Annotated in this window: 29 protein-coding genes; 12 read left to right on the top strand and 17 right to left on the bottom strand. The window is 61.3% G+C overall.

The annotated features are described in order from the left end of the window. Positions 1 to 485: 485 nt before the first annotated feature. A complete protein-coding gene (locus tag D1646_RS18770) occupies positions 486 to 929 on the bottom strand; it encodes a nucleoside deaminase (RefSeq protein ID WP_160637932.1) in 444 nt (147 codons plus the stop codon). A gap of 172 nt (positions 930 to 1,101) precedes the next feature. Here D1646_RS18770 and typA point away from each other — a divergent pair, with 172 nt between their 5' ends. The 4 genes from typA to D1646_RS18750 all read left to right on the top strand — a co-directional run bounded on the left by typA (position 1,102) and on the right by D1646_RS18750 (position 4,526). Then, a complete protein-coding gene (typA, locus tag D1646_RS18765) occupies positions 1,102 to 2,928 on the top strand; it encodes a translational GTPase TypA (protein WP_160637931.1) in 1,827 nt (608 codons plus the stop codon). Between the two features lie 104 nt (positions 2,929 to 3,032). Beyond that, positions 3,033 to 3,512 (top strand): hypothetical protein, encoded by a 480-nt coding sequence (locus tag D1646_RS18760; protein ID WP_160637930.1) that lies wholly within the window; start codon positions 3,033 to 3,035, stop codon positions 3,510 to 3,512. A 136-nt stretch (positions 3,513 to 3,648) separates the two neighbouring features. After that, the gene (locus tag D1646_RS18755; RefSeq protein WP_160637929.1) at positions 3,649 to 4,101 is read left to right on the top strand and encodes a YbhB/YbcL family Raf kinase inhibitor-like protein; all 453 of its coding nucleotides are present in this window, start codon (positions 3,649 to 3,651) and stop codon (positions 4,099 to 4,101) included. A 44-nt stretch (positions 4,102 to 4,145) separates the two neighbouring features. Continuing rightward, a complete protein-coding gene (locus D1646_RS18750; protein WP_160637928.1) occupies positions 4,146 to 4,526 on the top strand; it encodes a type II toxin-antitoxin system HicB family antitoxin in 381 nt (126 codons plus the stop codon). Positions 4,527 to 4,570: 44 nt separating this feature from the next. Here the strand turns inward: D1646_RS18750 and D1646_RS18745 are convergent, their stop codons facing one another. Then, positions 4,571 to 4,807, bottom strand: a complete 237-nt coding sequence (locus D1646_RS18745; protein WP_160637927.1) for a helix-turn-helix transcriptional regulator — start codon at positions 4,805 to 4,807, stop codon at positions 4,571 to 4,573. A gap of 117 nt (positions 4,808 to 4,924) precedes the next feature. Here D1646_RS18745 and D1646_RS18740 point away from each other — a divergent pair, with 117 nt between their 5' ends. Next, the gene (locus D1646_RS18740) at positions 4,925 to 5,104 is read left to right on the top strand and encodes a hypothetical protein (protein WP_160637926.1); all 180 of its coding nucleotides are present in this window, start codon (positions 4,925 to 4,927) and stop codon (positions 5,102 to 5,104) included. Between the two features lie 18 nt (positions 5,105 to 5,122). Here the strand turns inward: D1646_RS18740 and rbr are convergent, their stop codons facing one another. The 3 genes from rbr to D1646_RS18725 form a co-directional block, all read right to left on the bottom strand. Next, the gene (rbr, locus tag D1646_RS18735) at positions 5,123 to 5,725 is read right to left on the bottom strand and encodes a rubrerythrin (RefSeq protein WP_160637925.1); all 603 of its coding nucleotides are present in this window, start codon (positions 5,723 to 5,725) and stop codon (positions 5,123 to 5,125) included. Positions 5,726 to 5,821: 96 nt separating this feature from the next. Continuing rightward, complete coding sequence (locus D1646_RS18730; RefSeq protein ID WP_160637924.1) at positions 5,822 to 7,006, bottom strand: hypothetical protein; 1,185 nt, start codon at positions 7,004 to 7,006, stop codon at positions 5,822 to 5,824. Continuing rightward, positions 6,996 to 7,547 carry an RNA polymerase sigma factor gene (locus D1646_RS18725; RefSeq protein WP_160637923.1) on the bottom strand — a complete coding sequence of 184 codons (552 nt, stop codon included), beginning with the start codon at positions 7,545 to 7,547 and terminating at the stop codon, positions 6,996 to 6,998. The genes D1646_RS18730 and D1646_RS18725 overlap by 11 nt, the downstream gene beginning before the upstream one ends. A 159-nt stretch (positions 7,548 to 7,706) precedes the next feature. Here D1646_RS18725 and D1646_RS18720 point away from each other — a divergent pair, with 159 nt between their 5' ends. Continuing rightward, positions 7,707 to 9,155, top strand: a complete 1,449-nt coding sequence (locus tag D1646_RS18720; protein WP_160637922.1) for a nicotinate phosphoribosyltransferase — start codon at positions 7,707 to 7,709, stop codon at positions 9,153 to 9,155. Between the two features lie 66 nt (positions 9,156 to 9,221). Here D1646_RS18720 and D1646_RS18715 read toward each other — a convergent pair whose 3' ends face one another. The 11 genes from D1646_RS18715 to D1646_RS18665 all read right to left on the bottom strand — a co-directional run bounded on the left by D1646_RS18715 (position 9,222) and on the right by D1646_RS18665 (position 18,111). Then, positions 9,222 to 9,734, bottom strand: coding sequence for a Gx transporter family protein (locus D1646_RS18715; protein ID WP_201754761.1), 513 nt, complete (start codon positions 9,732 to 9,734; stop codon positions 9,222 to 9,224). Next, positions 9,718 to 10,086, bottom strand: coding sequence for a NusG domain II-containing protein (locus tag D1646_RS18710; protein WP_160637921.1), 369 nt, complete (start codon positions 10,084 to 10,086; stop codon positions 9,718 to 9,720). Before D1646_RS18710 ends, D1646_RS18715 begins: the two co-directional genes overlap by 17 nt. Further along, entirely contained in the window at positions 10,083 to 11,123 is a 1,041-nt protein-coding gene (locus tag D1646_RS18705) for an FAD:protein FMN transferase (protein WP_243154246.1), read from the bottom strand. The genes D1646_RS18710 and D1646_RS18705 overlap by 4 nt, the downstream gene beginning before the upstream one ends. Further along, positions 11,120 to 11,362 (bottom strand): RNA-binding S4 domain-containing protein, encoded by a 243-nt coding sequence (locus tag D1646_RS18700; RefSeq protein ID WP_160637920.1) that lies wholly within the window; start codon positions 11,360 to 11,362, stop codon positions 11,120 to 11,122. The genes D1646_RS18705 and D1646_RS18700 overlap by 4 nt, the downstream gene beginning before the upstream one ends. An 83-nt stretch (positions 11,363 to 11,445) precedes the next feature. After that, positions 11,446 to 11,721 carry an HU family DNA-binding protein gene (locus D1646_RS18695; protein ID WP_160637919.1) on the bottom strand — a complete coding sequence of 92 codons (276 nt, stop codon included), beginning with the start codon at positions 11,719 to 11,721 and terminating at the stop codon, positions 11,446 to 11,448. Between the two features lie 84 nt (positions 11,722 to 11,805). Continuing rightward, a complete protein-coding gene (mazG, locus tag D1646_RS18690) occupies positions 11,806 to 12,591 on the bottom strand; it encodes a nucleoside triphosphate pyrophosphohydrolase (RefSeq protein ID WP_160637918.1) in 786 nt (261 codons plus the stop codon). Positions 12,592 to 12,678: 87 nt separating this feature from the next. Continuing rightward, the gene (locus D1646_RS18685; protein WP_160637917.1) at positions 12,679 to 14,616 is read right to left on the bottom strand and encodes a polysaccharide biosynthesis protein; all 1,938 of its coding nucleotides are present in this window, start codon (positions 14,614 to 14,616) and stop codon (positions 12,679 to 12,681) included. A gap of 27 nt (positions 14,617 to 14,643) precedes the next feature. Next, positions 14,644 to 15,333, bottom strand: coding sequence for a hypothetical protein (locus tag D1646_RS18680; protein ID WP_160637916.1), 690 nt, complete (start codon positions 15,331 to 15,333; stop codon positions 14,644 to 14,646). Beyond that, positions 15,334 to 16,644 carry an amidohydrolase gene (locus D1646_RS18675; RefSeq protein WP_160637915.1) on the bottom strand — a complete coding sequence of 437 codons (1,311 nt, stop codon included), beginning with the start codon at positions 16,642 to 16,644 and terminating at the stop codon, positions 15,334 to 15,336. It abuts the gene before it with no gap. A gap of 221 nt (positions 16,645 to 16,865) precedes the next feature. Then, positions 16,866 to 17,690: a purine-nucleoside phosphorylase gene (locus tag D1646_RS18670; protein ID WP_160637914.1), complete on the bottom strand. Its 825-nt coding sequence runs from the start codon at positions 17,688 to 17,690 to the stop codon at positions 16,866 to 16,868. Positions 17,691 to 17,718: 28 nt separating this feature from the next. Next, positions 17,719 to 18,111: a zinc ribbon domain-containing protein gene (locus D1646_RS18665; protein ID WP_160637913.1), complete on the bottom strand. Its 393-nt coding sequence runs from the start codon at positions 18,109 to 18,111 to the stop codon at positions 17,719 to 17,721. A 238-nt stretch (positions 18,112 to 18,349) separates the two neighbouring features. Here D1646_RS18665 and D1646_RS18660 point away from each other — a divergent pair, with 238 nt between their 5' ends. The 5 genes from D1646_RS18660 to D1646_RS18640 all read left to right on the top strand — a co-directional run bounded on the left by D1646_RS18660 (position 18,350) and on the right by D1646_RS18640 (position 25,123). Continuing rightward, on the top strand, positions 18,350 to 19,417 hold the full coding sequence (locus D1646_RS18660; RefSeq protein WP_160637912.1) for an alanine racemase: 1,068 nt from the start codon (positions 18,350 to 18,352) through the stop codon (positions 19,415 to 19,417). Positions 19,418 to 19,543: 126 nt separating this feature from the next. Further along, positions 19,544 to 20,758 carry an ATP-grasp domain-containing protein gene (locus D1646_RS18655; protein WP_160637911.1) on the top strand — a complete coding sequence of 405 codons (1,215 nt, stop codon included), beginning with the start codon at positions 19,544 to 19,546 and terminating at the stop codon, positions 20,756 to 20,758. A 385-nt stretch (positions 20,759 to 21,143) separates the two neighbouring features. Further along, entirely contained in the window at positions 21,144 to 21,860 is a 717-nt protein-coding gene (locus D1646_RS18650; RefSeq protein ID WP_160637910.1) for an amino acid racemase, read from the top strand. Positions 21,861 to 21,873: 13 nt separating this feature from the next. After that, positions 21,874 to 23,175 carry a YwqG family protein gene (locus tag D1646_RS18645; protein WP_160637909.1) on the top strand — a complete coding sequence of 434 codons (1,302 nt, stop codon included), beginning with the start codon at positions 21,874 to 21,876 and terminating at the stop codon, positions 23,173 to 23,175. Positions 23,176 to 23,200: 25 nt separating this feature from the next. Next, positions 23,201 to 25,123, top strand: a complete 1,923-nt coding sequence (locus D1646_RS18640) for a UDP-N-acetylmuramoyl-L-alanyl-D-glutamate--2,6-diaminopimelate ligase (RefSeq protein WP_160637908.1) — start codon at positions 23,201 to 23,203, stop codon at positions 25,121 to 25,123. Positions 25,124 to 25,145: 22 nt separating this feature from the next. On the opposite strand, the gene D1646_RS18635 is transcribed toward D1646_RS18640, so the two are convergent. Continuing rightward, on the bottom strand, positions 25,146 to 25,316 hold the full coding sequence (locus D1646_RS18635) for a ribbon-helix-helix domain-containing protein (protein ID WP_160637907.1): 171 nt from the start codon (positions 25,314 to 25,316) through the stop codon (positions 25,146 to 25,148). A gap of 124 nt (positions 25,317 to 25,440) precedes the next feature. Here D1646_RS18635 and D1646_RS18630 point away from each other — a divergent pair, with 124 nt between their 5' ends. Next, positions 25,441 to 25,623 carry a hypothetical protein gene (locus D1646_RS18630; protein ID WP_160637906.1) on the top strand — a complete coding sequence of 61 codons (183 nt, stop codon included), beginning with the start codon at positions 25,441 to 25,443 and terminating at the stop codon, positions 25,621 to 25,623. The last annotated feature ends 161 nt before the right edge of the window (positions 25,624 to 25,784 follow it).

The raw sequence follows: 25,784 nt of genomic DNA, 5'->3' as shown, positions 1-25,784 counted from the left end.
TTTTGAGAAAAATCCTTCCCGCTGTCTTTTCCTTTGATGATGCCCTTTGTACCGCTTTTCAACTGTGGTAACTATATAAGCCGTGAAACACTTTCCCAAATAGAACGGGGACGTTATAATGTCAGAGTCAGCGTACTGCGGGCGTTGAAGGAGATTTATAAAGTGGACTCCTATGATGAATTTTTTAGGGATTTGTAAATAAACATGACTATAATCTGCAAGGGTTTACACGCCCTCACAAAAAAACAGCCCCGAGGAAGGTCACATCCCTTCCTTGGGGTTTCATTTTACTCTCAAGGCGGGGGAGGAATTTCGCCCAACGAAAAAGATTCTGCCGCCATAAAAGGGAGAAAGGCCAACGGAGCGACCCGTCAGCCTTTCAAAAAATGGAGGATAGAATGAAAAGATGTTCTTGCCTTGCGAGTATGAGTATAGACAATAGATTTTACAAAAGTTTTCTTGAGATGTTACAAAAGATTTAAATATTATCGCAGGTTCTGAAAAAATTCCTGAAGCAAGCTCTCGCACTCCTCGTTCAGCGGTCCCTGGTAGATACGGGGGTGGTGGTTGAACCGCTCCTCAAACAGGTTGAGCACCGAGCCGCAGCACCCCGCCTTGGGGTCCCGGACGCCGTAGCGCACCGCGCCGATTCTGGCGTTGATAATGGCCCCGGCGCACATGGGACAGGGCTCCAGGGTCACGTACAGGGTGCAGCCGTGGAGGCGCCAGCTGCCCAGCCGCCCGCAGGCGTCCCGGATGGCCTCCACCTCCGCGTGGGCGGTGGCGTCGCCGTCCGCCTCCCGGCGGTTGCGGCCCCGACCGATGATCTCCCCCTCCCGGACGATGACGCAGCCCACCGGCACGTCTCCGTCCTCAATGGCCTCCCGGGCCAGGGCCAGCGCCTGGCGCATATAAAATTCGTGGTCCATGCCGCTCCCCCCTTTTTCTTCCAGTGTACCGCAAAATGGAGGCTTTCGCAACAGGTTACCTCAGAAAATTACCAAAATGCCCCGAAAGAATAGTAAAAAAACCATTGCCATTTTTGCGGGAACGCTGTATAATGTGTCGTTATTACTTTGAATAATATCGAGGTGCATTTCCATGCGGAACGAGAAGCTGAGAAATATTGCCATCATCGCCCACGTGGACCACGGCAAGACCACACTGGTGGACGAGATGCTGAAGCAGTCGGGCGTCTACCGGGAGAACCAGGCGGTGGCCGACCGGGTCATGGACTCCGGCGACCTGGAGCGGGAGCGGGGCATTACCATTACCGCCAAAAATACCGCCGTGCAGTACGGGGACGTGAAAATCAACATTGTGGACACCCCGGGCCACGCCGATTTCGGCGGCGAGGTGGAGCGCATTTTGAAGATGGTCAACGGCGTCATTCTGCTGGTGGACGCCGCCGAGGGCCCCATGCCCCAGACCCGGTTTGTGCTGAGCAAGGCGCTGGAGCTGGGCCACAAGGTCATTGTGGTGGTGAACAAGATCGACCGGCCCGACCAGCGGGTCTATGAGGTGGTGGACGAGTGTCTGGAGCTGTTGCTGGACCTGGACGCCACCGATGAACAGCTGGACTCCCCCATGCTGTTCTGCTCCGGCCGTCAGGGCACCGCCTCCGTCCAGCCCGACGTGGCAGGCAGCGACTTAAAGCCCCTCTTCGACACCATCATCGACTATATCCCCGCCCCCGAGGTGGACGTGACCGCCCCCTTCCAGATGCTGGTGTCCTCCATCGACTACAACGAGTTTGTGGGCCGCATCGCCATTGGCCGCATTGAGCGGGGCGTGGTGAGGCAGAACCAGGAGATTGCTGTGTGCAACTACCACGACCCCGACGGGGCGCCCGCCAAGGCAAAGGCCACCTCTCTGTACGAGTTTGACGGCCTGGCCAAGGTCCCCGTTCAGGAGGCCTCCGCCGGCAGCATCATCGCCATGAGCGGCATTGGCGACGTGACCATCGGCGACACCATCTGCGCCCCCGAGCAGGTGGAGCCCATCGAGTTCGTCCAGATTTCCGCCCCCACCATTGAGATGACCTTTTCGGTGAACGACTCCCCCTTTGCGGGCCGGGAGGGCAAGTTTGTCACCAGCCGCCAGCTCCGGGACCGGCTGTTCCGGGAGACTTTGAAGGACGTGTCCCTGAAGGTGAGCGAGACCGACTCCACCGAGGCCTTCAACGTGGCGGGCCGGGGGGAGATGTCCCTGTCCATCCTCATTGAGACCATGCGCCGGGAGGGCTACGAGCTCCAGGTGTCCCCGCCCCGGGTCCTCTACCAGGAGATCGACGGCCAAAAGTGCGAGCCCATCGAGCGGCTGGTGGTGGACGTGCCCGTGGACTGTGTGGGCGCGGTCATTGAGAAGATCGGCTCCCGGAAGGGGGACCTGCTGGAGATGAACCCGGTGGGCGAGCGGATGAAGATGGACTTCCTGGTCCCCTCCCGGGGTCTGTTCGGCTACCGCAGCGAGTTTTTGACCGACACCAAGGGCGAGGGCATTATGGCCTCCGTCTTCGACTCCTACGCCCCTGTGAAGGGGGAGATCAGCCGGCGGAATACCGGCTCCCTGGTGGCCTTCGAGACCGGCGAGGCGGTCACCTACGGACTGTTCAACGCCCAGGAGCGGGGCGCCCTGTTCATCGGCCCGGGTACCCCCGTCTACGGCGGCATGATCGTGGGCGAGTGCCCCAAGGCGGAGGATATCTCGGTCAACGTGTGCAAGAAAAAGCAGCTGACCAACATGCGGGCCTCCGGCTCTGACGAGGCTCTGCGCCTGGTGCCCCCCCGCCAGCTCTCCCTGGAGCAGTGCCTGGAGTTCCTGGCCGACGATGAGCTGCTGGAGTGTACCCCGGAAAATCTCCGCCTGCGCAAGCGGCTGCTGGACCACGGCGCCCGGATGCGGGAGGCGTCCAAGAAAAAGGGATAATCAAAGTTGCAGGGCTCCATGTCTTATATGGGGCCCTGTTTCTTAACCTGCCTCTTGAAAAAACAGGGGGAACAGGCTAAAATCCTGCGAGGGAGATGCCGGATGTGAGCAGAATACCGACCCCGTCAAAAGCGCAGTTGTGCGAGGACGTAACAGCGGAATACCTCAGCACCGCCGTACCAGGGTATGGCTCTGTTACATATGATAAGGGCTATCGGGTAAAAGATCATCAGCACGAGATTGATATGGCCGAATGGCTTCATCGCACGTTTGGGGGAAATATTGTCCTGCTGAAAGAATCTGAAATCAAAAATCAGAAAATGGCCGATCTCCTCTGGAATAATAAATTGTGGGAATTAAAAAGCGCGTCATCCATAAATGGGGCGGATAAATTGATGCAACATGCCATAAAACAAATTCAGGATAACCCGGGTGGAGTTATCCTGAACGTTGTGGAGGAGCTCAATTTATCCCAATTGGAATATCAGCTGATGCGAAGGATCAGAAGAAGCCAAATTGGCACATTTGACTTAATCCTGTTGTCCAAAAGCGGGTTAGTAAGGATTTTAAGATATAGAAAATGAGAGCCGGCACATCAGCTCTCATATGGGGTAAAGGAACATGCCTATGTGCTGGTACTGTCCCCTAACCATCTACTATTATATACACTTTCTATGGGTTTTGCAAGAGGGAATTTGTACAACAAGGGAGAAGATTTTTATGGAGCCTTTCACTGTACGCTGTCCCGGCATTGAAAACGGGAAATTTCTAATTGACCACACCGGGCGCGGGGCGGACCGCTCTCCGGAGCTGGTGCTGGAAAACTTGTCCCCCAAGGCGGTCTCTCTGGCCGTGGTCCTGGAGGACATGAGCCACCCGCTCAAGGGCTTCACCCACTGGGTGTTCTGGAACCTGCCCGTCTCGGAGCGGATACCGGAGGGCATTCCGGCGGGCGTGACCGTACCGGGCGGCGGGGTTCAGGGGGTCGCCTACGGACTCCACCGCTACGCCGGGCCCAAGCCGCCCCGGGCTATGCGGCACACCTATCGTTTTACCGTCTACGCCCTGGACTGCAAACTGGAGCTGTCCGCCGGCAGGCGAAAGAAAGCCTTCCTGCGGGCGGCGGAGGGGCATATCCTCCAGAGTGGAAGTATTTCCGGGGAATTTGAATAAAGCCCTTATATAGTACGGTGGGAAAGCGGAAGGAGTTGGAGCACGTGAAGAATGTGTATTATCCCGCAGTATTTCACCCTGAGGATGTGGGCTTTTCCGTATCCATACCGGACCTTGAGGGCTGTTTCACCCAGGGGGAGACCATGGACGAGGCGGTGGAAATGGCACAGGACGCCATTGGCCTGATGCTGGAGGGTCTTTCTGAGTATCCTCGGGCCTCGGTGCCGTCCGCGTTTCGGATTGAGGGGGATGATTTTATTGTGATGATCCCCTTTGACTGGATGGAATACAATCGGAAACACAACAGCAGGTCGGTGAAGAAGACCCTCTCCCTTCCCGCATGGCTGAATGAAGCGGCGGAGGCGGCGCACATCAATTTTTCCGGCGTTCTCCAGGAGGCGCTGGAGGCCAAACTGAACACATAATTAAAAACGTTTCGTATTTTACGTGATGCAGAATACGAAACGTTTTAGTTTTCTTCCCCTTTGTGTGCCTCTTCAATGGACAGGAGGATGACGTGCGGCGGGATATCCAGAGCCTGACCAATTTTGAACAGTGTATCAAGGGTTGGAATACGCAGGCCCCGTTCCAATTTGCTGTAGTGGGTCCGGTCCAGTCCGGCCAAACCGCTGAGCACCTCCTGAGTCAATCCTTTGCGTTCCCGGTATTCTGTCAACACACGGCCCACGATCTCCGGCTTTACCATCTATTCCGCCCCCTTCCTGTAGCTTTAGAATACCAATCGGGGGATTTCTTTTTGAGGTCACCTGACCTCATCCGAAAAATGTAGTATAATTGGCGTATCAAATGGGAAGGAAGCCTGATGCTGATGAAAGAAGTCACACTGGAGATGCCAAGGTACCTATATAGATTCTATCAACGGATTGGACAACAAGCGGGCGGTCTTGCAGCGGAAAAGGTGATGTCAGATGCGCTGCTCAAATTGGCCGGAGAACTGGCGCTCAACGCAATTGATACACAGAAAAAGAGGATGACCGAGTGATCGGCCATCCTTTTTGATTTAGCTCCAGGGGGCCAGCTCGACCCGGACAAAGTAGCCCTGGGGGTGGCGGCAGACGGGGCAGTGGGCGGGGGCGGCGGTGGCCTCCAGCACGAAGCCGCAGTGCAGGCACATCCACTGGGTCTCCACCTGGGAGAAAAACAGCTGGTCCTTCTCCATCAGGTCGGCGAATTTGCCGAAGCGGTCCCCGTGGGTCTTCTCAACCCGGGCGATGTTCTCAAAGAGCTTGCCCACCAGGGGGAAGCCCTCGCTCATGGCGGTTTTGGCGAAGTGGTCGTAATCGTGCTCCCACTCCTGGTACTCGTTGTGCTGGGCGGCGCGCAGGTAGTCCAGCAGGCCGGAGTAGATATCCACCGGGTAGGTGCCGTCCACCTTGATGGTCTGACCGGCGCAGTCCTCCAGGGCGCTGTAAAACTGCTTGGCGTGGACCTCTTCCTGGCCGGCGGTGAACAGGAAGACCCCCTGGAGCACCGCCAGCCCCGCCTTGTTGGCCACTCCGGCGGCGATGGTGTAGCGGTTTCGGGCCTGGCTCTCCCCGGCGAAGGCCCGCATCAGATTTTCCCGGGTCTGGCTGTGGAGAAAGGCCTCGGTTTTGTCGGACATTATGAACCCTCCTTGCGATATTTTTGATTCCCGCCCCGGAGAGGGGCGGGAATTGTGAGAATCGCTGTGGGTTCAGTATGTCTCAGAGGCGGGAAATTATTCCGCGCTGACGGGGATTTTGGTCTCGCCGTAGCGGATGCAGTCCACCTGGCTCAGGTCCAGGGGCTGGTCGAAGATGATATAGTTCTCGAACACGCCGGTGGGCGCGCCGGTGAGGGGCAGGGTGATGTCCATCTCCCGGATGTAGTTGGCCAGCACCTCATCATCCTGGGCGGTGTTGACCTCAGAGTAGAACACAGTGCCGTCCTTCAGCACGATCTCCAGGTCGCCCAGCTGGGCGCCGATGTGGTCGTTCTCGGGCATGGAACAGTCCACCTGATAGGACAGGCTCAGGGGGGACAGGGTCATGGCCTGGAGGGTGTTGGTGTAGTCCAGCATTTCGTGGCGCCAGGTGAGGCCCTGGGCGGGCAGGTCGATTTTCTGGGACTGGAAGTTCAGGCCGATGTCAAAGACGAACTCCCCGGTAAAGACAGGGGTGTAGCCCTTATTGGCGTCCTGAATCCACAGGCCGCAGATGGTGAGCAGCTTGGAGACCCCGTCGTTGAGGGTGATCCCGTTGTCGCTGAGGTTGGTGAACTGCACCACAAACTCTTTGATGTTGTCGTTGGGCTCGCTGTCGGGCAAGGTGCGGAAATCCAGCTGATAGCCGAAGGCATCCTTGGGATAGACCCCCTGGGCGGGGTCCAGCTCCAGTCTGTCCTCCTTCTCCGGGCCGAAGAGCTGATAGACGGCCTCGTCCCGGTCCATGTCCAGGTCGGGCAGGGCGGTCCCCTCCGGGGCCTCCACCCGCAGGCGCAGGTAGTAGACATTCTCGTCCGCCAGGGCGGCGATGGGAGTTATGGTGGCCCCGTTGTCGGTGACGGCGGCGGGGATAGAGCCGTCCTGCCCCTCGAAGGTCTGGACCAGCCGGTCGATGGCGTCGATCTGTCCCTGGGAGAGGGAGCTGCCGCTGCCCTGGGAGAATACGTCGCCGAACAGCTCCCCGCCCAGCAGGCGGGTGGCCGCCAGGGCGGAGACAGACAGGGCGGCCGCGATGGCCGCGGCGATGAGCAGCCGGGCGGGCCTGACGCGGGTCTTGGATTTGGTGCTGGGCATATCTGCATGATCGATTTTATTCATAGTAATCTCCTTAATTCTTGCGGAGGAATAGGGGGTAGTTCCGCCCAATTCCATGTTCTCCGCCGGATAGCAGTCCAGCAGGTCAGAAATGTTACGCTTCACGGAGAAACCCCTCCCTCGTCAAAATTTCTTTCAGCTTCATCCGGCCCCGCCGGAGCTTGGTTTTCACTGTGGATTCATTGAGGCACATACAGAGTGATATCTCCTGTACGGTCTGGGTGTAGTAGTAGTGGCGGAGAAAAATCTCCCGGTCCTGGCCGGGCAGGGAATCCACCGCCTGGCGGACCAGCCGCCGCTCCTCCGCCCGCTCCAGGTCGCCGGGCGGGTCGTCGGGGCCGGGGATGTCCAGGGCGTCCTCCTCCAGAGGCAGGGTGCGATCCATCCGCCTAAGCCTGTTCTTGGCCTTATTCCGGGCTACCGCCCCCAGCCAGCTCTTCACCGAGCCCGGACGCAGGGCCGACGGCTGCCGCCATGCGGCCAGAAATACGTCGGACACTACCTCCTCCCCGTCCTCCAGAGGCATGGAATTTCGCAGAATGTTCCACACCACCGCAGAGACATAGGGGATGTAGCGCTCCATCAGCGCCTCCAGGCCGGCGGGATCGCCGGCGTATATTTTTTGCAAGATGATCTCTTCCCGCATAAGAAAAACTCCCGAACTGTTTTGAAAGCCGCTTTCACTTATCATATCACAGCCAGGCGCTTTTTGGTTTCACCAAACCCTTGCATTTTTTTTCGCAGCGTGTATAATGAGTTCAAACGAGGGGGTGTCTTGTCACTCCCGACAAAGGAGGCTTTCCCTATGAAAGCAAAGACAAACCTGACCATGCTGTGCGACTTCTATGAGCTGACCATGGCCAACGGCTATTTCCAGACCGGCCTGCAGGACCGGGTGTGCTACTTCGACGTGTTCTACCGCTCCGTTCCGGACAAGGGGGGCTTTGCCATTGCGGCGGGGCTGGCCCAGGTGGTGGAGTACATCCAGGAGCTGTGCTTCGACGAGGAGGACGTGGCCTATCTGCGGACCAAGGGCTGCTTCAGCGAGGAGTTTCTGGCCTTCCTGCGGGAGTTCCGGTTTACCGGCGACATCTGGGCCGTGCCCGAGGGGACCCCGGTCTTCCCCAACGAGCCCATCCTCACCGTCCGGGCTCCCGCCATCCAGGCCCAGTTTGTGGAGACCTTTATTCTGCTGACCCTGAACCACCAGAGCCTGATTGCCACCAAGTCCAACCGGATCGTCCGGGCTGCCGAGGGCCGGCCTGTGGCGGAGTTCGGCTCCCGCAGGGCCCAGGGGGCGGACGGCGCACTGCTGGGGGCCCGGTCCAGCTACATCGCCGGCTGCGCCGCCACCGCCTGCACCATGGCCGACCAGCGCTACGGCTCCCCCGCCACCGGTACCATGGCCCACTCCTGGGTCCAGATGTTCCCCGACGAGCTCACCGCCTTCAAGACCTACTGCCGGCTCTACCCCAACAACGCGACCCTGCTGGTGGACACCTACAACGTGCTCCGCTCCGGCGTACCCAACGCCATCAGGGCCTTCAACGAGGTGCTGGTCCCCATGGGCATTACCAAATGCGGCATCCGGCTGGACAGCGGCGATTTGACCTACCTGTCCCAGAAAGCCCGGGAGATGCTGGACGAGGCGGGCTTCACCGACTGCAAGATCGTGGCCTCCAACGCCCTGGACGAGTACATCATCCGGGACCTGGTGCGCCAGGGGGCCCGCATCGACTCCTTCGGCGTGGGCGAGCGGCTGATCACCTCCCGCAGCGAGCCGGTGTTCGGCGGGGTGTACAAGCTGGCCGCCATCGAGGACGACGACGGCGCCATCATCCCCAAGATCAAGATCAGCGAGAACGCCGCCAAAATCACGACCCCCCACTTCAAAAAAATCTACCGCATTTTCTCCAAGGACACCGGCAAGGCGGAGGCCGACCTCATCTGCCTCCACGATGAGGAGTTCGACTTCGACCAGCCCCTGGAGCTCTTCGACCCGGACGCCACCTGGAAGCGGAAGGTGTACACCGGCATCGAGGCCAGGGAACTGATGGTGCCCATTTTCCGGGGAGGCGAGCTGGTGTATGAGGTGCCCGACCTCCAGACCAGCCGGGCCTACTGCCAGCGGCAGGTGGATGCCCTGTGGGACGAGGTGAAGCGGTTTGAGAACCCCCACAACTACTATGTGGACCTGTCCCAAAAGCTGTGGGATATCAAACACGCACTGCTCAACAGTCACGAGATGAAGTAAGAAAAAGCAGAAGCACCACTGACGTGGCGCTTCTGCTTTTATAATTGGGAGGGGGCGGTTTAGAGCCTAGGGCCGCAGCTTGTCCAACCGCTTCAGCAGCGCCTGGGCCGCGACCCCGGTAAACAGCCCCGCAATGACGGCGGCCAGCACCAGATAGGGCAGGTAGGCCATCACCGCCCAGCTCCGCAGCACTGCGGCGGCGGCCAGGAGCTGGCCCAGGTTATGGAATATGGCGGCTACGGGACTGGCCAGCCAAATCTGCCCCCGGGAGAGGAGCCGGCCCAGCAGGCACAGGGCGCACCAGCTCAAAAATCCCCCGGCGGCGCTGTAGAGCAGGGTCATCATCTGCCCGGAGAACACCGCCCCCAGAAAGACCCGGGCGGACAGCACCAGCAGAGCGTCGCCGGGCCCCAGGACAAACATGACATACACGGTGACAATGTTGGCCAACCCCAGCTTGATGCCCGGCACGGCGGTCACCGCAGGGATCTGGGCCTCCGCCAGAAAGATGGTCAGGGCGATGGCAGTGAGCAGGGCCAGCCGGGTGATCCGCGCCGTCCCCTTAACCCGCCGCCCCATCCAAATCACCTCCGCCCCCCACGATCTCAATCATCAGCTTGTGGGGCAGGCAGACAATGGGCACGGTCCCGTCCGAGATCCAGCCCTGTTTCACACAGATCTGGTCGGGGCAGTCGGCCTGGGCAATGCGGATGCGGCCCGCCTCCACCTCGACCCTGTTGCTGCCGCTGGCGTCCTCCAGGGTGAAGGAGCGGGGTTCCTGAATCCCATCCAGAGGGATCTCCTCCACCAGGACCCCGTCCCGGGTGATACGGGCCACCGGGGCCTGGGTTCCGCCGTCTCGGAGCAGCAGAGCCGCCGCCGAGAGGGCCGCCGCCAGCAGCACCAGGGCCAATACGAGCTTGGTTCTCATTCCAGCACCGTCACCTCCCGGTCCCTATAGCCCTCCGCCAGGGAAAAGCGCCCCTCCAGCCCGGCGGTGCGGTAAATTTCGCCCTCCTCCGTCACGAAAATGGCCTCAAACTCCAGCGCAGGGTGCTCCCGCCAGAATTGGGCGGCCTCCTCCAGACCCATGACGAACAGGGCGGTGGACAGGCTGTCACAGGTCAGGGCGGAGGGGGCCACCACCGTCACGGAGCTCAGTCCGGACCGGGCAGGGGCGGCGGTCTCGGGGTCCAGGATGTGCCAGTAGGTGACCCCATCCGCCTCAAAATACCGCTGGTAGCCCCCCGAGGTGCCCATAGCCATATCCTCCAGCTCCACCACGGCAAAATAGTCCTCCGGCTGGGCCGGGTCCACCACGCCGATACGCCAGGGGGAGCCGTCCGGCTTGCCTCCCACCGCCACAATGGTGCTTTGGCCCAGGTCGATGAGGGCGGAGGTGATTCCATAGCTCTGGGCCGTCTCTCTGCTCTGGTCGCCGGCATATCCCTTGGCTACCGCCCCCAGGTCGATTTCCATCCCTTCCGGGAGGGTCACCATATTCCCCTCCAGCCGGACGGCGGAACTGTCGATTTTTTCCGCCAGCGCCGCCAGCTCCTCCCCGCTGGGGATCCGGTGCTCCCCGGTGGTAAACCCCCAGGCCTTGACGGCGGGGCAGGCGGTAATATCCAGCGCGCCGCCGGTCAGCTCACACAGCGCCAGAGCCTGGTCCAGGAGCCGGGCGGTGAGCTCGCAGACCTCCACCGGCTGTCCGTTGGATCGGTTGATGCGGGCCACATCGCTGGTCTCGCTGGCGGCTGACAGAAGCTGGTCAAAATAAACCAGCCGCCCCATCATCCAGTCCCGGCCCTCCTTGGTGCGCTCCCGGTCCCAGCCGCCGTAGAGGGTGAGGGTCATCACCGTATCCATGGCGAAGGTGGTCCCCTCCACCGGCCTGGAGTCCCGCAGACAGCCCGCCTGGGTCAGGAGCAGCAGGGCCAGGGCGGCGGAGACAATCCGCTTTCTCATAAAATTTCCCGGTACATGGCGGCGGCGTCCGCTTTGCCCACGTTGTCGGCCACCACCAGCACCTCCACCTTCACGGTGCTGGCGCCAAATTTCAGCTCCAGCCGGTCCCCCACCTTCACGTCGTAGCTGGCCTTGACGGTCCTGCCGTTGACGCTGACCCGGTCGTTGTCGCAGGCCTCGTTGGCCACCGTGCGGCGCTTGATCAGCCGGGAGACCTTCAGCCACTTGTCCAATCGCATAGACATTCCTCCTTCCTTGGCGGACATATAAAAGGGACGCTGCCCCCGCAGCGCCCTCTCTCCCTCTTGTAAAATGAATCCAATCAGCGGGCAACCGCGTCCTTCAGGGCCTTGCCGGCTTTGAATACCGGAGCCTTGGAGGCGGCAATGGGGATCTCCTCCTTGGTCCGGGGGTTGCGGCCGGTGCGGGCCGCCCGCAGCTTCACCTCAAAGGAACCAAAGCCCACCAGCTGGACCTTCTCCCCCTGACGCAGGGCCTCGGTAATCACATCGATCATGGCGGTCACAGCGGCCTCCGCGTCCTTCTTGGACAGCTCGGAACGCTCCGCCACTGCCGCGATCAATTCGGTCTTGTTCATGTTTTCTCCTCCTGTGCATGATATTAGCAGCCCGGCAGAACCGGCTGCCGTGTATATACTTAAGCCCCTCTCCCTACCGGGACATTAAGCATCCTTTTTAGCCTGCTGCCACAGCGCCTCCAGCTGAGACACCTCCAGCTGGTCCAGCGGCCTGTCCGCCAGGGCCTCGACCCGTTTGAACCGCCGGATAAACTTCTCGCAGGCCCCCTGGAGGGCGGTCTCCCCGTCCACCTGAACAAAGCGGCCCACCTTAACGGCGGCAAACAGCAGGTCGCCCAACTCCTCCTCCACGTTGGACTCCTCCCGGATGGCGGTTTTCAGCTCCTCCAGCTCCTCGGACAGCTTGTCCACTGCGGGATTGACCTCCCGCCAGTCGAAGCCCGCCTTGGCCGCCTTGCTCTGGAGCTTGGCCGCCCTGGTCAGCGCCGGCAGAGCCCGGGCAACCCCGTCCAGGGCGTCGCCGGTGGTGCGCTGGTCCTTTTCCGTGCGCTTCTGGGCGTCCCAGGTGTCCAGCGCCCCCTCGGGGTCCGCCGCCTCCACAGCGCCAAAGACGTGGGGGTGGCGGTAGACCAGCTTTCTGCACACCCCGTCCACCACGTCGCCAAAGTCAAACCGGCCCGCCTCCTGGGCCATGCGGGCGTGAAATACCACTTGCAACAAAACGTCGCCCAACTCCTCTTTCAGATTGACCATATCCATATGGTCGATGGCCTCCGCCGCCTCGTAGGCCTCCTCCAGCATATTCTGCCGGATGGACTGGTGGGTCTGGACCCGGTCCCAGGGGCAGCCGTCAGGCGCGCGCAGCCGCTCCATAATGTTCAACAGGTCATCTATCGTATATTTTTCCACCGCCACTTGAAAATCTACCACAATTATTCTCCCTTATCAAGCCTTTTTTTATTTTTTCTGCAAGAACGGATGGATCCTCTCATTCGTGCAGCCCGCCGGGGCGGAACATTACAGCCCCAGCAGCCGCGCGATCTTATCCCCCTTGGGCATCAGAGACAGGTCGTCCCGGGTTATGGCCCGCAGCACGATGACCAGCGCCAGATAGACGATCATAGCCACGCCAATGGCCCCCAGGGTTGTCAGGGCACAGCCCATGCGGCTCAGACCCAGAACCTGACCGGCGGCCTGGTCCAGCACGCACAGCCGTCCGCCCAGTCCCCCGGGCGCGGCGCCGGAGGCCGCAGCCGCCTCCAGGCTCTTTTGGCCCATGCTGAGGCAGATCTTGGAGCTCAGCCCATTTACCGCCCAGGCGGTGACGCCCATCACGGCGGAGGCCATCAGCGGCTTTAAGAATACATCCAGATACTGGGGCCGCCGGGGGATGACCCGGGCGATGAGGACCAGGTCCATGGCCAGACACAGGCTGAAGCACAGGATGTTGCCCACCGGCGCCCCGTAGATGCCCACCTGGGGCATGGCCACCGCATGGTAGTTTGCAAAAATCTTCACCCCGCCCCCCAGCAGCATTACCAGCACAGGCAGGTTGACAAAGCCGTGGGCCTGGAGGATGGAGTTGCACACCATCATCATGCACACGAAGGCGGTGGCCAGGCCCAGAGTTGACAGCAGGGGGCCGGCAATTTCCAGCTCCAGGGCGGGGTAGAGCAGCTGCATAATGGGCCGGCCCATGACAAACAGGCCGATCCCCATGGGGCACACCAGCAGGGCGGTAATGCGCATGGCCGAGCCCGACATCCGGGAGGCCTCCCGCCGGTCCCGCCGGGCCAGCGCGCCGGAGACGGCTGGGATGACCGAGGCGGTAATGGCCGCCATCAGAGAGATGGGCAGGTTGTAGATATTCAGAGCGCCGCCGTAGTTGCCGTAGAGAGAGCGGCTCATGGACTCCAGCAGGCCGTAGACCTCCACGGCGGCGCTGTCCAGTCCGCTGAGGGCGGTCCCCGCCGCCTGAGCGGCGTCCACCTGCCTGGTGAGGACGGACATGGTGGCGGCAGTCCCCGCGGGCAGGGCGGCCTTCCAGCTGGAAATGGCCTGCTCCAGGGGGGCAAAATCCAGAAAGGTCCGGTAAAGGTCCCAGCAGGCCGGAGTCTCCAGCAGGACCCGCTGGAGCTGGCCCTGGACCAGGGAGGAGTCGATCACCGTCACAATGCCCACCATGGAGGAGCTGAGGGTTATGGGAATGGCAATGCGCAGAATGTCCCCCAGGATATCGGCCGCACTGTCGGGTACGTCCCGGGTCAGCCGGGGCTCCCGGGCCTTGGCCGCAAAAAAGTTGATGACCATATAGATCAGGGCGGCCACCGTCCCCACCGTCACACCGGTAATGGCTCCGGCGGCGGCAATCTCCGGGGGATTGCCCGCCGAGATCAACCACCAGGCCAGAGACAGGCCGATGACCAGCTTGCACAGCGCCTCGATGATCTGGGAGACCGAGGTGGGGGTCATGTTCAGGTGCCCCTGGCTGTAGCCCCGCAGGGCGGCCAGACAGCCTACGCACACCACCGCCGGGGCCAGGGCCTGAATGCCGGGGGCGGCCTTACTGTCGTGCATCATGCCGGCCAGCAGGTCAGCCTTGAAGAACATCACCAGAAAGGACACCGCCCCCAGGGCCAGAAACAAAATCAGAGACAGCTGAAGGGTCCGCCTCACCTGACAGCGCCGGCCCTGGGCGTTGGCCTCGCTGACCAGCTTGGACACCGCCACCGGCAGCCCGGCGGTGGAGATGGACAGCAGCACGGCGTAGATGTTGTAGGCGTTGGTAAAGTCGGTGTTCCCCTGGGCGCCGATGATGTTGACCAGAGGAATTTTGTAGAACATCCCAATCAGCTTGACCACCAGGATGCCCACCGCCAGAATGGCCGCCCCGCCGAAGAAGGTATTTTGTTTTTGTCCGCCGCGGCGGCGGGAGGGCGCGTCATATCGGGCCATAGGCAGTCTCCTTATAATCTGTGGATTTTACTTGTTGGGGCCGGGCCGCTCCTCCAGCCGGAGGAAGCCCGTCCCTGCGGGCAGCCGGATCACCGGCCCGGGGAGGTCGTCGCTGTCCCGCAGGAGCAGTCCCGGCCGCCCCTGGGTCAGCTCTGTGACCTGGCTCCCGTCGTCGCCGGGATGACAGTCCCCCTCCAGCATGGCGAAGGGGCACGCGCAGGCGGGAACGCCCCGGCGCAGCTGCCGCAGACTTGTGTGGTCGTCCCCCTCCAGGCCGGTCTGAATGACCTTCACCGGCGGAAACTGCCACAGCTTTTTGGCCAGCTCCAGCAGCTGCTCCGCCTTGTCCGCCTGGAAGACGGTGTAATTGTCCTCGTCCACCACCTCAATCTCCGGGATGATGATGGAGCAGTTGAACTGGCCCCCGTCGGGGTACTGGTTCATCCAGAAGGCCCGGACCTCGCTGTAGTCTCCGAAGCGGTAGAGGGTCTGCTTGTAGCCGTGGGAGAAGTGCTCCGTCATGCCCAGGCAGAAGTCCGCCTCCAACTTCCTCTGGTTCCAGGCGGCAAGCTCCTCCCGGGACAGCCCCTGGTCCTCCATAAAGCCGGAGAGAAACGCCAGTCCGGCCCCCTCCAGCGCCCCGTCAAAGTCCGCGATGAAGCCGGGGTACAAATCCTTGCGCAGGAATTGCAGGGACATCTCAAAGTAGGCGGGCATTTACTTTCCTCCGAAGAGATGGGGCAGGGCGTAGCCCTCCGCCTCGGCCCTGATCTTCTCCAGGTCCAGGGTGAGGAAGGTCCCATTTTCATATATGATTTTTCCCCGGGCCATATTCATCACCACGTTGGAGGGGGCGGCGGAGTAGACCAGATTCTCCATCACGTCATGGCAGGGGAACAGGTTGGGACTGGTGAAGTCGATCAAAATCAGGTCGGCAGTCTTCCCCTCCGCAATGACGCCCGTGTCCCGGCCCAGCGCCCGCGCACCGTTGACGGTGGCCATGGCCAGGATATCCGCCGCAGACAGCTGGCCGTGGTCCTCGGCAAAGCTGCAATTCTGGACCAGGGCGGCGGTCTTCATCTCCTCAAATATGCTGTGGCTGTTGTTGGAGGCCACGCTGTCGGTGCCCAGGGCAACCCTCATGCCGCAGTCCTTCAGGAAGAACAGGGGGGCCACGCCGGACATCAGCTTCAGGTTGGACACCGGATTGTGGACGGCGGTAACGCCCCGTTTGGCGAAGAGCTCCGCGTCGCCGCCGGAGAGGTAGACGCAGTGGGCCGCAATGCCCCCGTTGGCCCACACGCCGTACTGGTCCATGACCTGCGCAGGGGTTTTGCCGTACTTCTCAATGCACCGCTCATGCTCCCCGTGGGTCTCGGACACGTGGACGTGCATCCGCAGGCCGTGTTTCTGAGCAAAGTCCGCCATCCACTGCCACAGGGGCGGGGTGGAGGTGTACTCGGCGTGGATGGATGCGTCCACCAAAATCTGGCCCTCCCCCGCACCGTGCCACTCCTCTGTCAGGACAATCTGGGTCTGACAGTCATTGCACTTCTCCGGGGAAAAATCCGCCGGGTCGCCGAAGTAGACCCCGCCGCAGGACAGATTGGCGGAGATGCCCGCCTCCAATACGGTCTTGGCCACCGTCCCCGTCTTCATATACATATCGGCAATACAGGTGGTGCCGCCGGCAATCATCTCCGCCAGCCCCAGACCCGCTCCTGCGGCCACACACCGCTCATCCAGCTTGGCCTCCACAGGGAAGATGTAGTCGTTGAGCCAGGTGTGCAGGTCGCAGCCCCCGCCGTAGCCCCGCATAAGGGTCATGGGCACGTGGGTGTGGGCGTTGACAAAGCCGGGCATAAGCACCTTGCCGGTCCCGTCAATGACCCGGTCAAACTCCCCCGCCGGGCGCTGGGTCCCCACTGAGGCAATTTTCGTGCCCTCCACCGATACATAGGCGTCCTTGAGCACGGGCCGGCTCTTGTCCATGGTGACAGCCGTCACTTTTTCAAATAAAATTGCCATCTTCTTAATTTCCTCCCTTTTTCTTTTCTTTTTGTAAAAAGAAAAGAAACAAAAGAAAAACTTTTCGAAAAAACTTCGTTTTTTCTCCCGCCTGACCTGCCAATCTTCCCTTACAGGAACAGACTGTATGGAGAGGCGGGAAGCAAAATGGAGCGCAGCGGAGTTTTGCGCAAAAGTTTCTTTTCGCTTCCTTTTCTTTCCAAAGAAAAGGAAGAAAAAAGCTACATCTTCTTGAGGCAGGCCCGAACCAGGCCGGAGAACTTCTCCCGGGCCGCCGCCGCAGCGTCCAGCACCTCCTGCTCGGAGAGGGGCTGGTCCAGAATGCCGGCGGCCATATTGGACAGCAGGGTCAGGCCCAGCACCTCCATGCCGCAGTGGCCGGCCACAATCACCTCGGGGGCGGTGGACATACCCACGGCGTCGCCCCCCAGGATACGGGCGGCCCGGACCTCCGCCGGGGTCTCGTACTGGGGGCCGTAGCAGTAGAAATACATGCCCTCCCGCAGGGGGATGCCCTGCTCTCTGGCGGTCTGGCGGGCCAGCTCCTGGAGGCGGGGGGTATACAGATGGCTGGCGTCGGGGAAGCGGACGCCGAACTCGGGCAGATTCTCCCCCCGGAGGGGAGACTGGGAGAACATCTTGATCTGGTCGGTAATGAGCATCAGGTCGCCGGCCTGCCAGCTGGTATTGACGCAGCCGGCGGCGTTGGTGACGATCAGTGCCTCACAGCCCAGCAGGCGCAGGACCCGCACGGCATAAGACACCTCCTCATAGGAGTAGCCCTCATAGTGGTGCATCCGCCCCTGCATGACGGCCACCTTCTGTCCCTCCAGCATTCCGAAGACCAGCCGCCCCTTGTGGCCGGGGGCGGTGGATGCCTTGAAGTGGGGGATATCCCGGTAGTCGATGGCAATGGCCTCCTCCACCTCGTCCCCCAGGTAGCCCAGGCCGGAGCCCAGCACCATGGCCACCTTGGGGACGAAATTCCCCAGGCGCTCCCGAATGGCCTGGGCGCTGGCGCGATATTGTTCCATGGTATAGTCCATAAGATCCTCCAAACATCAAAATCGGGATTTAGAGCTGTGCGCCGCAGGCGCGGCAGAACTTGTCGCTCTTTCCGCAGGGGGCGCCGCAGCCGGGGCAGGTCTGAGACTGGCGCAGGTCGGAGATGCGGCCCTTCAGCTCGGCGATCCTGCCGCTCTTCTCGTCCGCCTGGGCCAGCAGAGCGGTGACCTGCTCGGGGTCGGCGGCCTGGCCCAGGTGAGTGCTGTACATCACCTGACCCAGCTCGCGCAGCAGATCGTTGTACTCGCCGTTCAGGTCAAACAGCTGGACGTTCAGCTTGGCCACGTCCACCATCTGGCCCGCCCGCTTGCCGGCGGCCCGGGCGCCATCTGCGGCGGCATCGGCGGCGTAGTTGGCCGTCCCCTTCACCCGCTCCAACAGGGCCTTTACCTTATCATCCATAGAGATACTCCTCCAATCTAAAATATAGTGGTCCTATTTTACACCAATTATTTCCGAATTGCAACCACGGAAGTGGGGCAGACGGGGCCGGAGGGGCAATTTTAAGGATTTTTCCGCCGGCGGTCCCGCCCAAGCGCCCCACATTCCAATGAGCTTTTCATTGCTATTTTCTCCAGAAGGTGGTAAAATAATGTGAATTGGTATACAGCTTAGAAGAGAGAAAAGGGAGTGTGTCCTTATGCGCAGGCTGGTTATAGAAAAGACCGCAGTGAAACACAACTTGTCCGTCATCAAGGAGAAGGCGGCAGGGGCGGTCATCTACGGGGTCCTCACCGGCGACGGCGGCGGGACGGGAGTCGTCCCCATGGCCAAGCTGCTCCGGGCGGAGGGGATTGGCCATTTTGCCGTCTGCGAGGTGAAGGAGGCGGAGGCCCTGCGTCAGGCCGGCTTTGTGGACGAGGAAATTTTAATGCTCCGCTCCACCACCAACCGGGAGGAGCTGGAGCGGCTGGTGGACCTGAATGTGGTGTGTACCATCTCCTCAGTGGACACCGGTCTGGCCCTCAACGCCCTGGCGGAGCACCGGGCCACCGTGGCCTGCGCCCACATTCAGGTTGACACGGGCATGGGCTTCGGCGGTTTTCTGGTCAGCGAACCGGAGAAGATCCTGCTGGCCTACCGCTCACTGTCCAACGTGGCGCTGGAGGGCATTTACACCCAGCTCCACGGCATAAAGCGCAACGATGCCGAGGCGCAGCGCCAGCTGGAGCAGTTCCGCCAGGTGCTGGACACCATCCACGCCGCCGGCTTTGAGACGGGAGTGGTCCACGCCGCCGGCTCCTTCGCCCTGCTCCACAACGAGGGCGCCCGCCTGGACGGAGTCCGGGCCGGATCCGCCATTCTGGGCCGCTGCCGCCGCACCCGGGACGACCGGCTGAAAACGGTGGGCTACGGCGAGGTCCCCCTGGCCGAGGTCCGCTGGCTGCCCAAGGGCCACACCATCGGCACGGACAAGCCCATCATTCTGAAAAAGCCCGCCCGGGTCGCCGTTCTCCCGGTGGGCTACCAGAACGGCTTCGGGGTCATCCGCCCCCGGGAGACCGGCCTGCTGGCCCTGTGGCGGCAGTGGCGGCGGGCCCGGAGGCATACCGTCCGGATCGGCGACCACCGGGTCCGCGTCCTGGGCCCCATCGGCTCCACCGAGACCCTGCTCAACGTCACCAACGTGAAGTGCTCCGCCGGCGACCTGGCCACCTTCGACGTGGACCCCATCTTTGCCCGGGGCTTTACCAGGGAATTTCGTTAAATGATAAAGCCTATCAAAAAAGTCCAGAGAAAAAATAAAGTTTTTCCGAAAATTTTCTTTTGCTTCTTTTCTTTTATAAAAGAAAAGAAGAAACATAGAAGTGTTCAAAAAAGCGAGGTTTTTCAAATGTCCCTTCCCTTCCAGCCGCTGGTGTTCGGCGGCGATATCAATGTGTACAGCGTGGCCCGGGCCTTTCACGAGGCCTACGGCGTGCGCACCATCGCCTATGGGATGTACCCCTCCTTCCCCTGCTACAACAGCGCCATTCTCGACTACCGGGTGTGCCCCAATAACGAGGATATGGACGTCTTCCGGAAAAACGCCCAGGCGGTGGCGGCGGAATTTCCGGACAAGAAGGTCATCCTTCTGGGCTGCGGGGACAACTACGTCCAGATGGCCGCCCACTGCCGGGACTCCCTGCCGGAGAACGTGATTGCCCCCTACATTGACGGGGCGCTGCTGGACACCCTCATCAACAAGGAGGAGTTTTACAAGCTGTGCGACCAGTATGGCATCGACCACCCGGCCACCTTCATCTATGACAAGTCCATGGGCCACAACTTCACCCTGCCCTGGGGCCCGCCCTACATCGCCAAGCCCGCCGAGAGCGTCACCTACTGGGCCACCGGCGACCGCACCCTGGCCAAGGTCTACATCTGCCAGAGCTGGGAGGAGCTGCTCCAGAGCCTGGACCACGTGTACGCCGCCGGGTACGAGAATCACATGATCCTCCAGGAGTTCATCCCCGGGGACGACAGCTATATGCGGGTCCTCACCAGCTACTCCGACCACAATGCCCGGGTCACCACCATGTGCCTGGGCCACGTGCTGCTGGAGGAGCACTCCCCCCACGGCATCGGCAACCACGCCGTCATCCTCACCGAACAAAACGAGGAGCTCTGCCGGAAAATCAAGGGCCTGCTGGAGGCGCTGCACTTTGTGGGCTTCTCTAATTTTGATATCAAGTACGACCGCCGGGACGGCAGGTACAAGGCCTTTGAAATCAACTGCCGCCAGGGCCGGAGCAATTACTATGTCACCGGTGCGGGGCACAACATCGCAAAGCTGCTGGTGGAGGACCTGGTGGAGGGGAAGGAGCTGCCCTTCCAGATGACGAAGAACCGCTCCCTGTGGCGGATGGTCCCCAAGGGCGTGGCCTTCAAGTTTACCCCCAAGCAGTACCACCAGGAGATGCGCGCCCTCATCAAGGCCGGGGCCGACCACCACTCCCTGGTCTACGCCGGGGACGCCTCCCTGCGCCGCCGCCTGCGGGTGATGAAAAACCACCTGGGCAACATCAAACGCTTTGACCAGTATAACACAGTGCCGAACGAGGAGTAATTGCCCCCCGCTGAGTTGCCCCCGCCGTGTTGCCCTCGCCGGGCGGGCGTTCCTTTTTCTTGAAAGAAAAAGGAACCGAAAAAGAACTTTTTCCTCGCTCTGAAAGATATTTGGGATGACCTAAGGTGCTCCACCCGGTAACGAAGGCTGAATCGAATTTTGATTTTAATTAAAATACTTCAAAAATCACAGGGCGAAAAACCGGCGGCGGGTTCTCGTAACCGGGCGAGAGGGAAGAAGTTATTGCAAGGGTATCGTGGCGCAGGGGAAAGTTTCTTTTGCTTCTTTACCGCTTTGCGGCACCAAGAGCCCCTAAGTTCATACTTCGTATTCACTAAGGGGCTCTATGTCTTTACAAAGAAAAGAAGGAAGAAAGGAAAGATATATGGAATACCGTTTAGGTGTTTTAGGCGGCATGGGCCCCCAGGCCACCAACACCTTTTACCAATTTGTCATTGACCGCACCGACGCCCAGACCGACCAGGAGCACGTCAACGCCCTGATCCTGTCGGACAGCGACATGCCTGACCGCACCACCGCCATTCTGGGCAGCAAACAGCAGCAGGAGGCGGTGTACTGCCGTCTGCTGGAGGACGCCAAGCTGCTGGAGCGGGCGGGCTGCACCTGCATCGCCGTGCCCTGCAACACCTCCCACTTCTTTCTGGACCGGGTCCAGGCGTACATCGGCATCCCCATCCTCCACATGATCCGGGAGACTGCCTGTTTGCTGGCCGGTCAGGGGCTGAAACGGCCCGGCATCCTGGCTACTGACGGGACTATCCAGAGCGGTTTATACCAGAAGGAATTTGCCGCCGCCGGAATTGAGGCGGTGGTCCCCTCGCCGGAGGCGCAGAAACTGGTGATGTCCTTCATTTACGACGACGTGAAGGCGGGCCGAGACGGCGACCCCCAGAAGTTTGCCGCCATCCACCGGGATCTGCTCTCCCAGGGCTGCGACTGCGGCGTGCTGGCCTGCACTGAGCTGTCCGTCTTCGCCGACAGGCACCACCTGCCCCCCTACTACACCGACGCTATGGCCGTTCTGGCCCAGCGGGCGGTGGAGGCCTGCCACAAGCCCCTGCGGCATATTTTTATCAAGTAAGGAGGAAACTCCCATGACCCCTCTTCCCCATATGGACCCCCGGCTGAGCCATGCGGTGACCTGCTCTCTGAACCGTGTCCCCGGGTCCCTCTACGACCTGAAAAAGGTGAAGATCCTCAATGATTTCTCCTACGACGGGGACCCCTACTATCAGAGCGTCCAGCCCAGCGGGGAGCCGGAGGATTTTTCCGCCATTGGATGGATGGAGAATCTTCACACCCTCCTCTTCGCCACGCCCCGCAGTCAGAGCATTCCCACGGTGCTGGTCCAGGACTTCTCCTTTCTGGCCGCCTGCAAAAAGCTGAAAAAGCTGGACCTGCGGTGGACCAATTTTACCGACTGCGCTCTGCTGCTCCAGCTGCCCGCTCTGCGCCAGGTCCACCTGCCGCCCCGGGCCCAGCTGACCGGTCTGGAGGCGCTGGAGGAGCTGACCGGGCGGGGGGTGTCGGTGGAGCTGCCCCCCGACTACGTGCCGCCGGAGCTCCGTCAGCCCGCCCAGGGCAGTGAGCCGGTGCGGGCCGTGGTGGAGGAGCTCAAAAAGCGCACCGCGGTGGACTGCTATACCCTGAAGCTCCTGCCCGGTACCGCCCCTGGGCTCTTTGACAGCAAGGTGGGCGGCCTGCCCTACTGGGACGCGGCCCTGCCCTATCCGGTGGACAGTGCCGGGGAGAAGCTGATCCTCCTGGCTCAAATCAACCTGGAACAGCTCCCGGCGGACGGCCCGCTGCCCCGGGAGGGGATGCTCCAATTCTTCGCCGGGCGGGGGGACAGCTTCGGCGCGGACTGGGGCGGGGACACAACCCGCGGCTTCCAGGTGGTCTGGCACAAGAGGCTGGACCCCGGCCTCACGGCGGAACAGCTGGCCCCTCTGAACATCCCAACCCACGCCGATATGGACTACTGGCCGGTGATGACCTCCGCGGCGGTAACGCTGGAGAGGGACACCTCCTGGATGGGCCCGGAGGACGGCCGCTTTGACGCCCTCTTCGCCCAGGTCTGGGAGGAGGTGACGGGCCAGCCCCCGGAGGCGGAGGATTTTCGGGACTTTCTGGAGGAGTCCGACCGGGACTATCTCTACGAGCAGCTCTTCACCTGCGGCCACCGCCTGCTGGGCTACCCTTATTTTACCCAGTTTGACCCCCGGGAGGAGGACAGCCCCTACGACACCCTGCTCCTCCAGCTGGACTCCGACTGGACCGAGACGGAGACCTATATCATGTGGGCCGACGGCGGGGTCGGCAATTTCTTCATCAACGGGGAGGACCTGAAAAACCGGGACTTCTCCCGTGTGTTCTACACCTGGGACTGCGGATAACAACTTTTTACCTGGGAGGCGTCCTATGAAACACACCCTCAACGACTATATCGCCCTGCTGGAGCAGCGGGGTCTGCTGGCCGCCCCCGTCCCGGAGGCGCTGGAGCGGGAGGCCCCGGTGGAGCTGGTGTCCTACGACTCCCGGGAGGTGGTCCCCGGGACCCTGTTCCTGTGCAAGGGGGCCCATTTTCGGGAGAGCTTCCTCCACATGGCTGGGGAAAAGGGGGCTGTCGCCTATGTGAGTGAGCGCCCCTACCTCTCGGTGGACCTGCCCTGTATCCTGGTAAGCGATATGCGCCAGGCCATCGCCCCCCTGGCCGACAAATTCTATGACCACCCCTCGGGGAAATTGAAGGTCATCGGCCTGACGGGGACCAAGGGGAAGACCACCGCCTCCTACTACCTGAAATTCATCCTGGACAGCTATCTGGCGGAGCAGGGCAAGCCGGACTGCGGCCTCGTCTCCTCCATTGAGACCTGGGACGGGGCGGAGCGGTTCGAGTCCCACATGACGACCCCCGAACCCCTGGAGCTCCAGCGCCACTTTGCCCACGCCCTGGAGGCGGGGATGGAGTATCTGGTGATGGAGGTGTCCAGCCAGGCGCTGAAATACCACCGCTCCCTGTGCGTGGACTTCGCCGCCGCCGCCTTCCTCAACATCGGATACGACCACATCTCTCCCATCGAGCACCCGGACTTTGAGGACTACTTCTCCTCCAAGTTGAAGCTGTTCCGCCAGGGGGCGGTGAACTGCGTCAACCTGGACTGCGGCCACGCCCCGCGGGTCCTGGAGGCGGCCCGGGCGGCGGGGGCCCCTGTGCTCACCTTCTCCCGGCGGGACGAGGGGGCGGATGTGTACGCCTCCCAGGTGCGCAAGGAGGGGCAGGGCCTGCTGTTTCGGGCCCGGACTCCCCGGTATGAGCGGGAGCTCCGCCTGCCCATGCCCGGGCTGTTCAATGTGGAAAACGCTCTGGCCGCCGCCGCCCTGTGTGAGGCGCTGGACATTCCGGAGCGGCACGTCTACGCCGGTCTGGCCCGCGCCCGGGTCCCGGGGCGGATGGAGGTGTATACCAGCGCCGACCAGCGCGTCACTGCCATTGTGGACTTCGCCCATAACGGGATGAGCTTTGAAAACCTCTGCCGCTCCGCCCAGGCCGAGTACCCCGGACAGCGGCTGGTGGCCCTCTTCGGCAGCGTGGGGGACAAGGCCCTGGACCGGCGGAAGACCCTGGGAGAGGTGGCCGGGAAATACGCCCACCTGTCCGTCATCACCGAGGACGACAGCGGCGAGGAGGACACCCGGTCCATCTGCGAGGAGATCGCCTCCTATGTGGCCGCCCAGGGTGGCGCCTATACCATTGAGCTCAACCGGGGCGAGGCCATCCGCCGGGCCATTCTGGACTGCACCGAACCCACCGTGCTGCTCATCGCCGGCAAGGGGACGGAGACCTATCAGAAGCGGGGGCAGGAGTATGTGGAAACCCCCACCGATGGGGAGTACACCCGGGCCTTTTTGCAGGAGTACGATATGCTCCACCGGCTGGCCCCCCTGGAGAAGGCGGAGGTGTTGCTGTCCCTCCTGCCCGCCCTGGAGCGGCTGCGGGGCAGAACGCTGGCCGTGGCCGGAGCCCGCCCCGAGACCCTCCAGCCCGACCTGGACGCCCTGCCCGCCCTGGGGATCCAGGTCCTGCCGGCCTCCCGGCGGGCGGATATCTCGGTGACCTTCGCAGAGACGGGGGAGTGGTCTGAGCGGATGGACTCCAGACGGGCCCAGGAGCTGCTGGAGTCGGACCAGCTCCCCGAGGAATTGTCCGCCGCCCTCCGTCTCTGCCTCCAACAGCTGGAACAGGGCGCCGGGGAGGCCGCCGTCCTGAACCGCCGCCGGGAACACGTTCTGCTGCTCTGCCTGCTGGGGCTGGAGACCCCGGGAATCGTGATTAAGAAATAATTTTTAGAATAAAAAGGATGGCTTACTCAGCCATCCTTTTTTCGTACTTTTTTAAGAGGTCTTCAATCGCTTCATCCAGCAATTTGGTTTTGGTGATCCTCGTTTTTTGGGACAATTCATTAAAGGGTTTCACTAACTCATTCGCAAGTGAGGACGTAAACCTTGACCGATTCACATATACGGGTTCAGCCATATTAACACCACCCTATATAGTCACCTAATAGGACCATTATATCAAAAAAAAAACTTTCTTCAACTAGTCTTTATATATTGACTTAATAGTGATTATATAGTATTATCACTTGGAGGTGATTTTTATGAAAGGACGGCGTACTTGCCAGACCTGCAAGCATTTCCGCCAGCACTATGTGAAATGGGGCGAGGACGATTATCAGAAATGCGGTTCCGGGCACTGCGTCTATCCCCGGCTCAAGCCCAGGCGAAATGAAACGAAAGCCTGCCAGTACTACAGCCCCGCAGAAAAGACAGAGGACGGATAATCCCCCCGTCCCGCCCGCAGGCGGCCTGGCCCCTTTGAAAAGGGGCTCCGCGAAGCGGTGGGGATTGATTTGTAGGCACTACTCCTACTTAAAAACTCAAGTAGAAGCAGCTTTCCTAAGACAATCCCCCCACCCCCTTTGCCAAAGGGGGCAAGCGGCTT

Source organism: Pseudoflavonifractor sp. 60 (assembly GCF_009911645.1).
Lineage (GTDB): Bacteria > Bacillota > Clostridia > Oscillospirales > Oscillospiraceae > Lawsonibacter.
This window is presented reverse-complemented; position numbering and strand designations above follow the sequence as displayed.

Coding starts and splice junctions, on each gene's coding strand:
- D1646_RS18640 (WP_160637908.1), top strand. CDS start 23,201: ATGAAACACACCCTCAACGACTATATCGCCCTGCTGGAGCAGCGGGGT.
- typA (WP_160637931.1), top strand. CDS start 1,102: ATGCGGAACGAGAAGCTGAGAAATATTGCCATCATCGCCCACGTGGAC.
- D1646_RS18630 (WP_160637906.1), top strand. CDS start 25,441: ATGAAAGGACGGCGTACTTGCCAGACCTGCAAGCATTTCCGCCAGCAC.
- rbr (WP_160637925.1), bottom strand. CDS start 5,725: ATGTCCGACAAAACCGAGGCCTTTCTCCACAGCCAGACCCGGGAAAAT.
- D1646_RS18695 (WP_160637919.1), bottom strand. CDS start 11,721: ATGAACAAGACCGAATTGATCGCGGCAGTGGCGGAGCGTTCCGAGCTG.
- D1646_RS18710 (WP_160637921.1), bottom strand. CDS start 10,086: ATGAGAACCAAGCTCGTATTGGCCCTGGTGCTGCTGGCGGCGGCCCTC.
- D1646_RS18655 (WP_160637911.1), top strand. CDS start 19,544: ATGTCCCTTCCCTTCCAGCCGCTGGTGTTCGGCGGCGATATCAATGTG.
- D1646_RS18745 (WP_160637927.1), bottom strand. CDS start 4,807: ATGGTAAAGCCGGAGATCGTGGGCCGTGTGTTGACAGAATACCGGGAA.
- D1646_RS18725 (WP_160637923.1), bottom strand. CDS start 7,547: ATGCGGGAAGAGATCATCTTGCAAAAAATATACGCCGGCGATCCCGCC.
- D1646_RS18705 (WP_243154246.1), bottom strand. CDS start 11,123: ATGAGAAAGCGGATTGTCTCCGCCGCCCTGGCCCTGCTGCTCCTGACC.
- D1646_RS18700 (WP_160637920.1), bottom strand. CDS start 11,362: ATGCGATTGGACAAGTGGCTGAAGGTCTCCCGGCTGATCAAGCGCCGC.
- D1646_RS18645 (WP_160637909.1), top strand. CDS start 21,874: ATGACCCCTCTTCCCCATATGGACCCCCGGCTGAGCCATGCGGTGACC.
- D1646_RS18650 (WP_160637910.1), top strand. CDS start 21,144: ATGGAATACCGTTTAGGTGTTTTAGGCGGCATGGGCCCCCAGGCCACC.
- D1646_RS18660 (WP_160637912.1), top strand. CDS start 18,350: ATGCGCAGGCTGGTTATAGAAAAGACCGCAGTGAAACACAACTTGTCC.
- D1646_RS18720 (WP_160637922.1), top strand. CDS start 7,707: ATGAAAGCAAAGACAAACCTGACCATGCTGTGCGACTTCTATGAGCTG.
- D1646_RS18665 (WP_160637913.1), bottom strand. CDS start 18,111: ATGGATGATAAGGTAAAGGCCCTGTTGGAGCGGGTGAAGGGGACGGCC.
- D1646_RS18680 (WP_160637916.1), bottom strand. CDS start 15,333: ATGCCCGCCTACTTTGAGATGTCCCTGCAATTCCTGCGCAAGGATTTG.
- D1646_RS18740 (WP_160637926.1), top strand. CDS start 4,925: ATGCTGATGAAAGAAGTCACACTGGAGATGCCAAGGTACCTATATAGA.
- D1646_RS18635 (WP_160637907.1), bottom strand. CDS start 25,316: ATGGCTGAACCCGTATATGTGAATCGGTCAAGGTTTACGTCCTCACTT.
- D1646_RS18770 (WP_160637932.1), bottom strand. CDS start 929: ATGGACCACGAATTTTATATGCGCCAGGCGCTGGCCCTGGCCCGGGAG.
- D1646_RS18755 (WP_160637929.1), top strand. CDS start 3,649: ATGGAGCCTTTCACTGTACGCTGTCCCGGCATTGAAAACGGGAAATTT.
- D1646_RS18685 (WP_160637917.1), bottom strand. CDS start 14,616: ATGGCCCGATATGACGCGCCCTCCCGCCGCCGCGGCGGACAAAAACAA.
- D1646_RS18670 (WP_160637914.1), bottom strand. CDS start 17,690: ATGGACTATACCATGGAACAATATCGCGCCAGCGCCCAGGCCATTCGG.
- D1646_RS18675 (WP_160637915.1), bottom strand. CDS start 16,644: ATGGCAATTTTATTTGAAAAAGTGACGGCTGTCACCATGGACAAGAGC.
- D1646_RS18715 (WP_201754761.1), bottom strand. CDS start 9,734: ATGGGGCGGCGGGTTAAGGGGACGGCGCGGATCACCCGGCTGGCCCTG.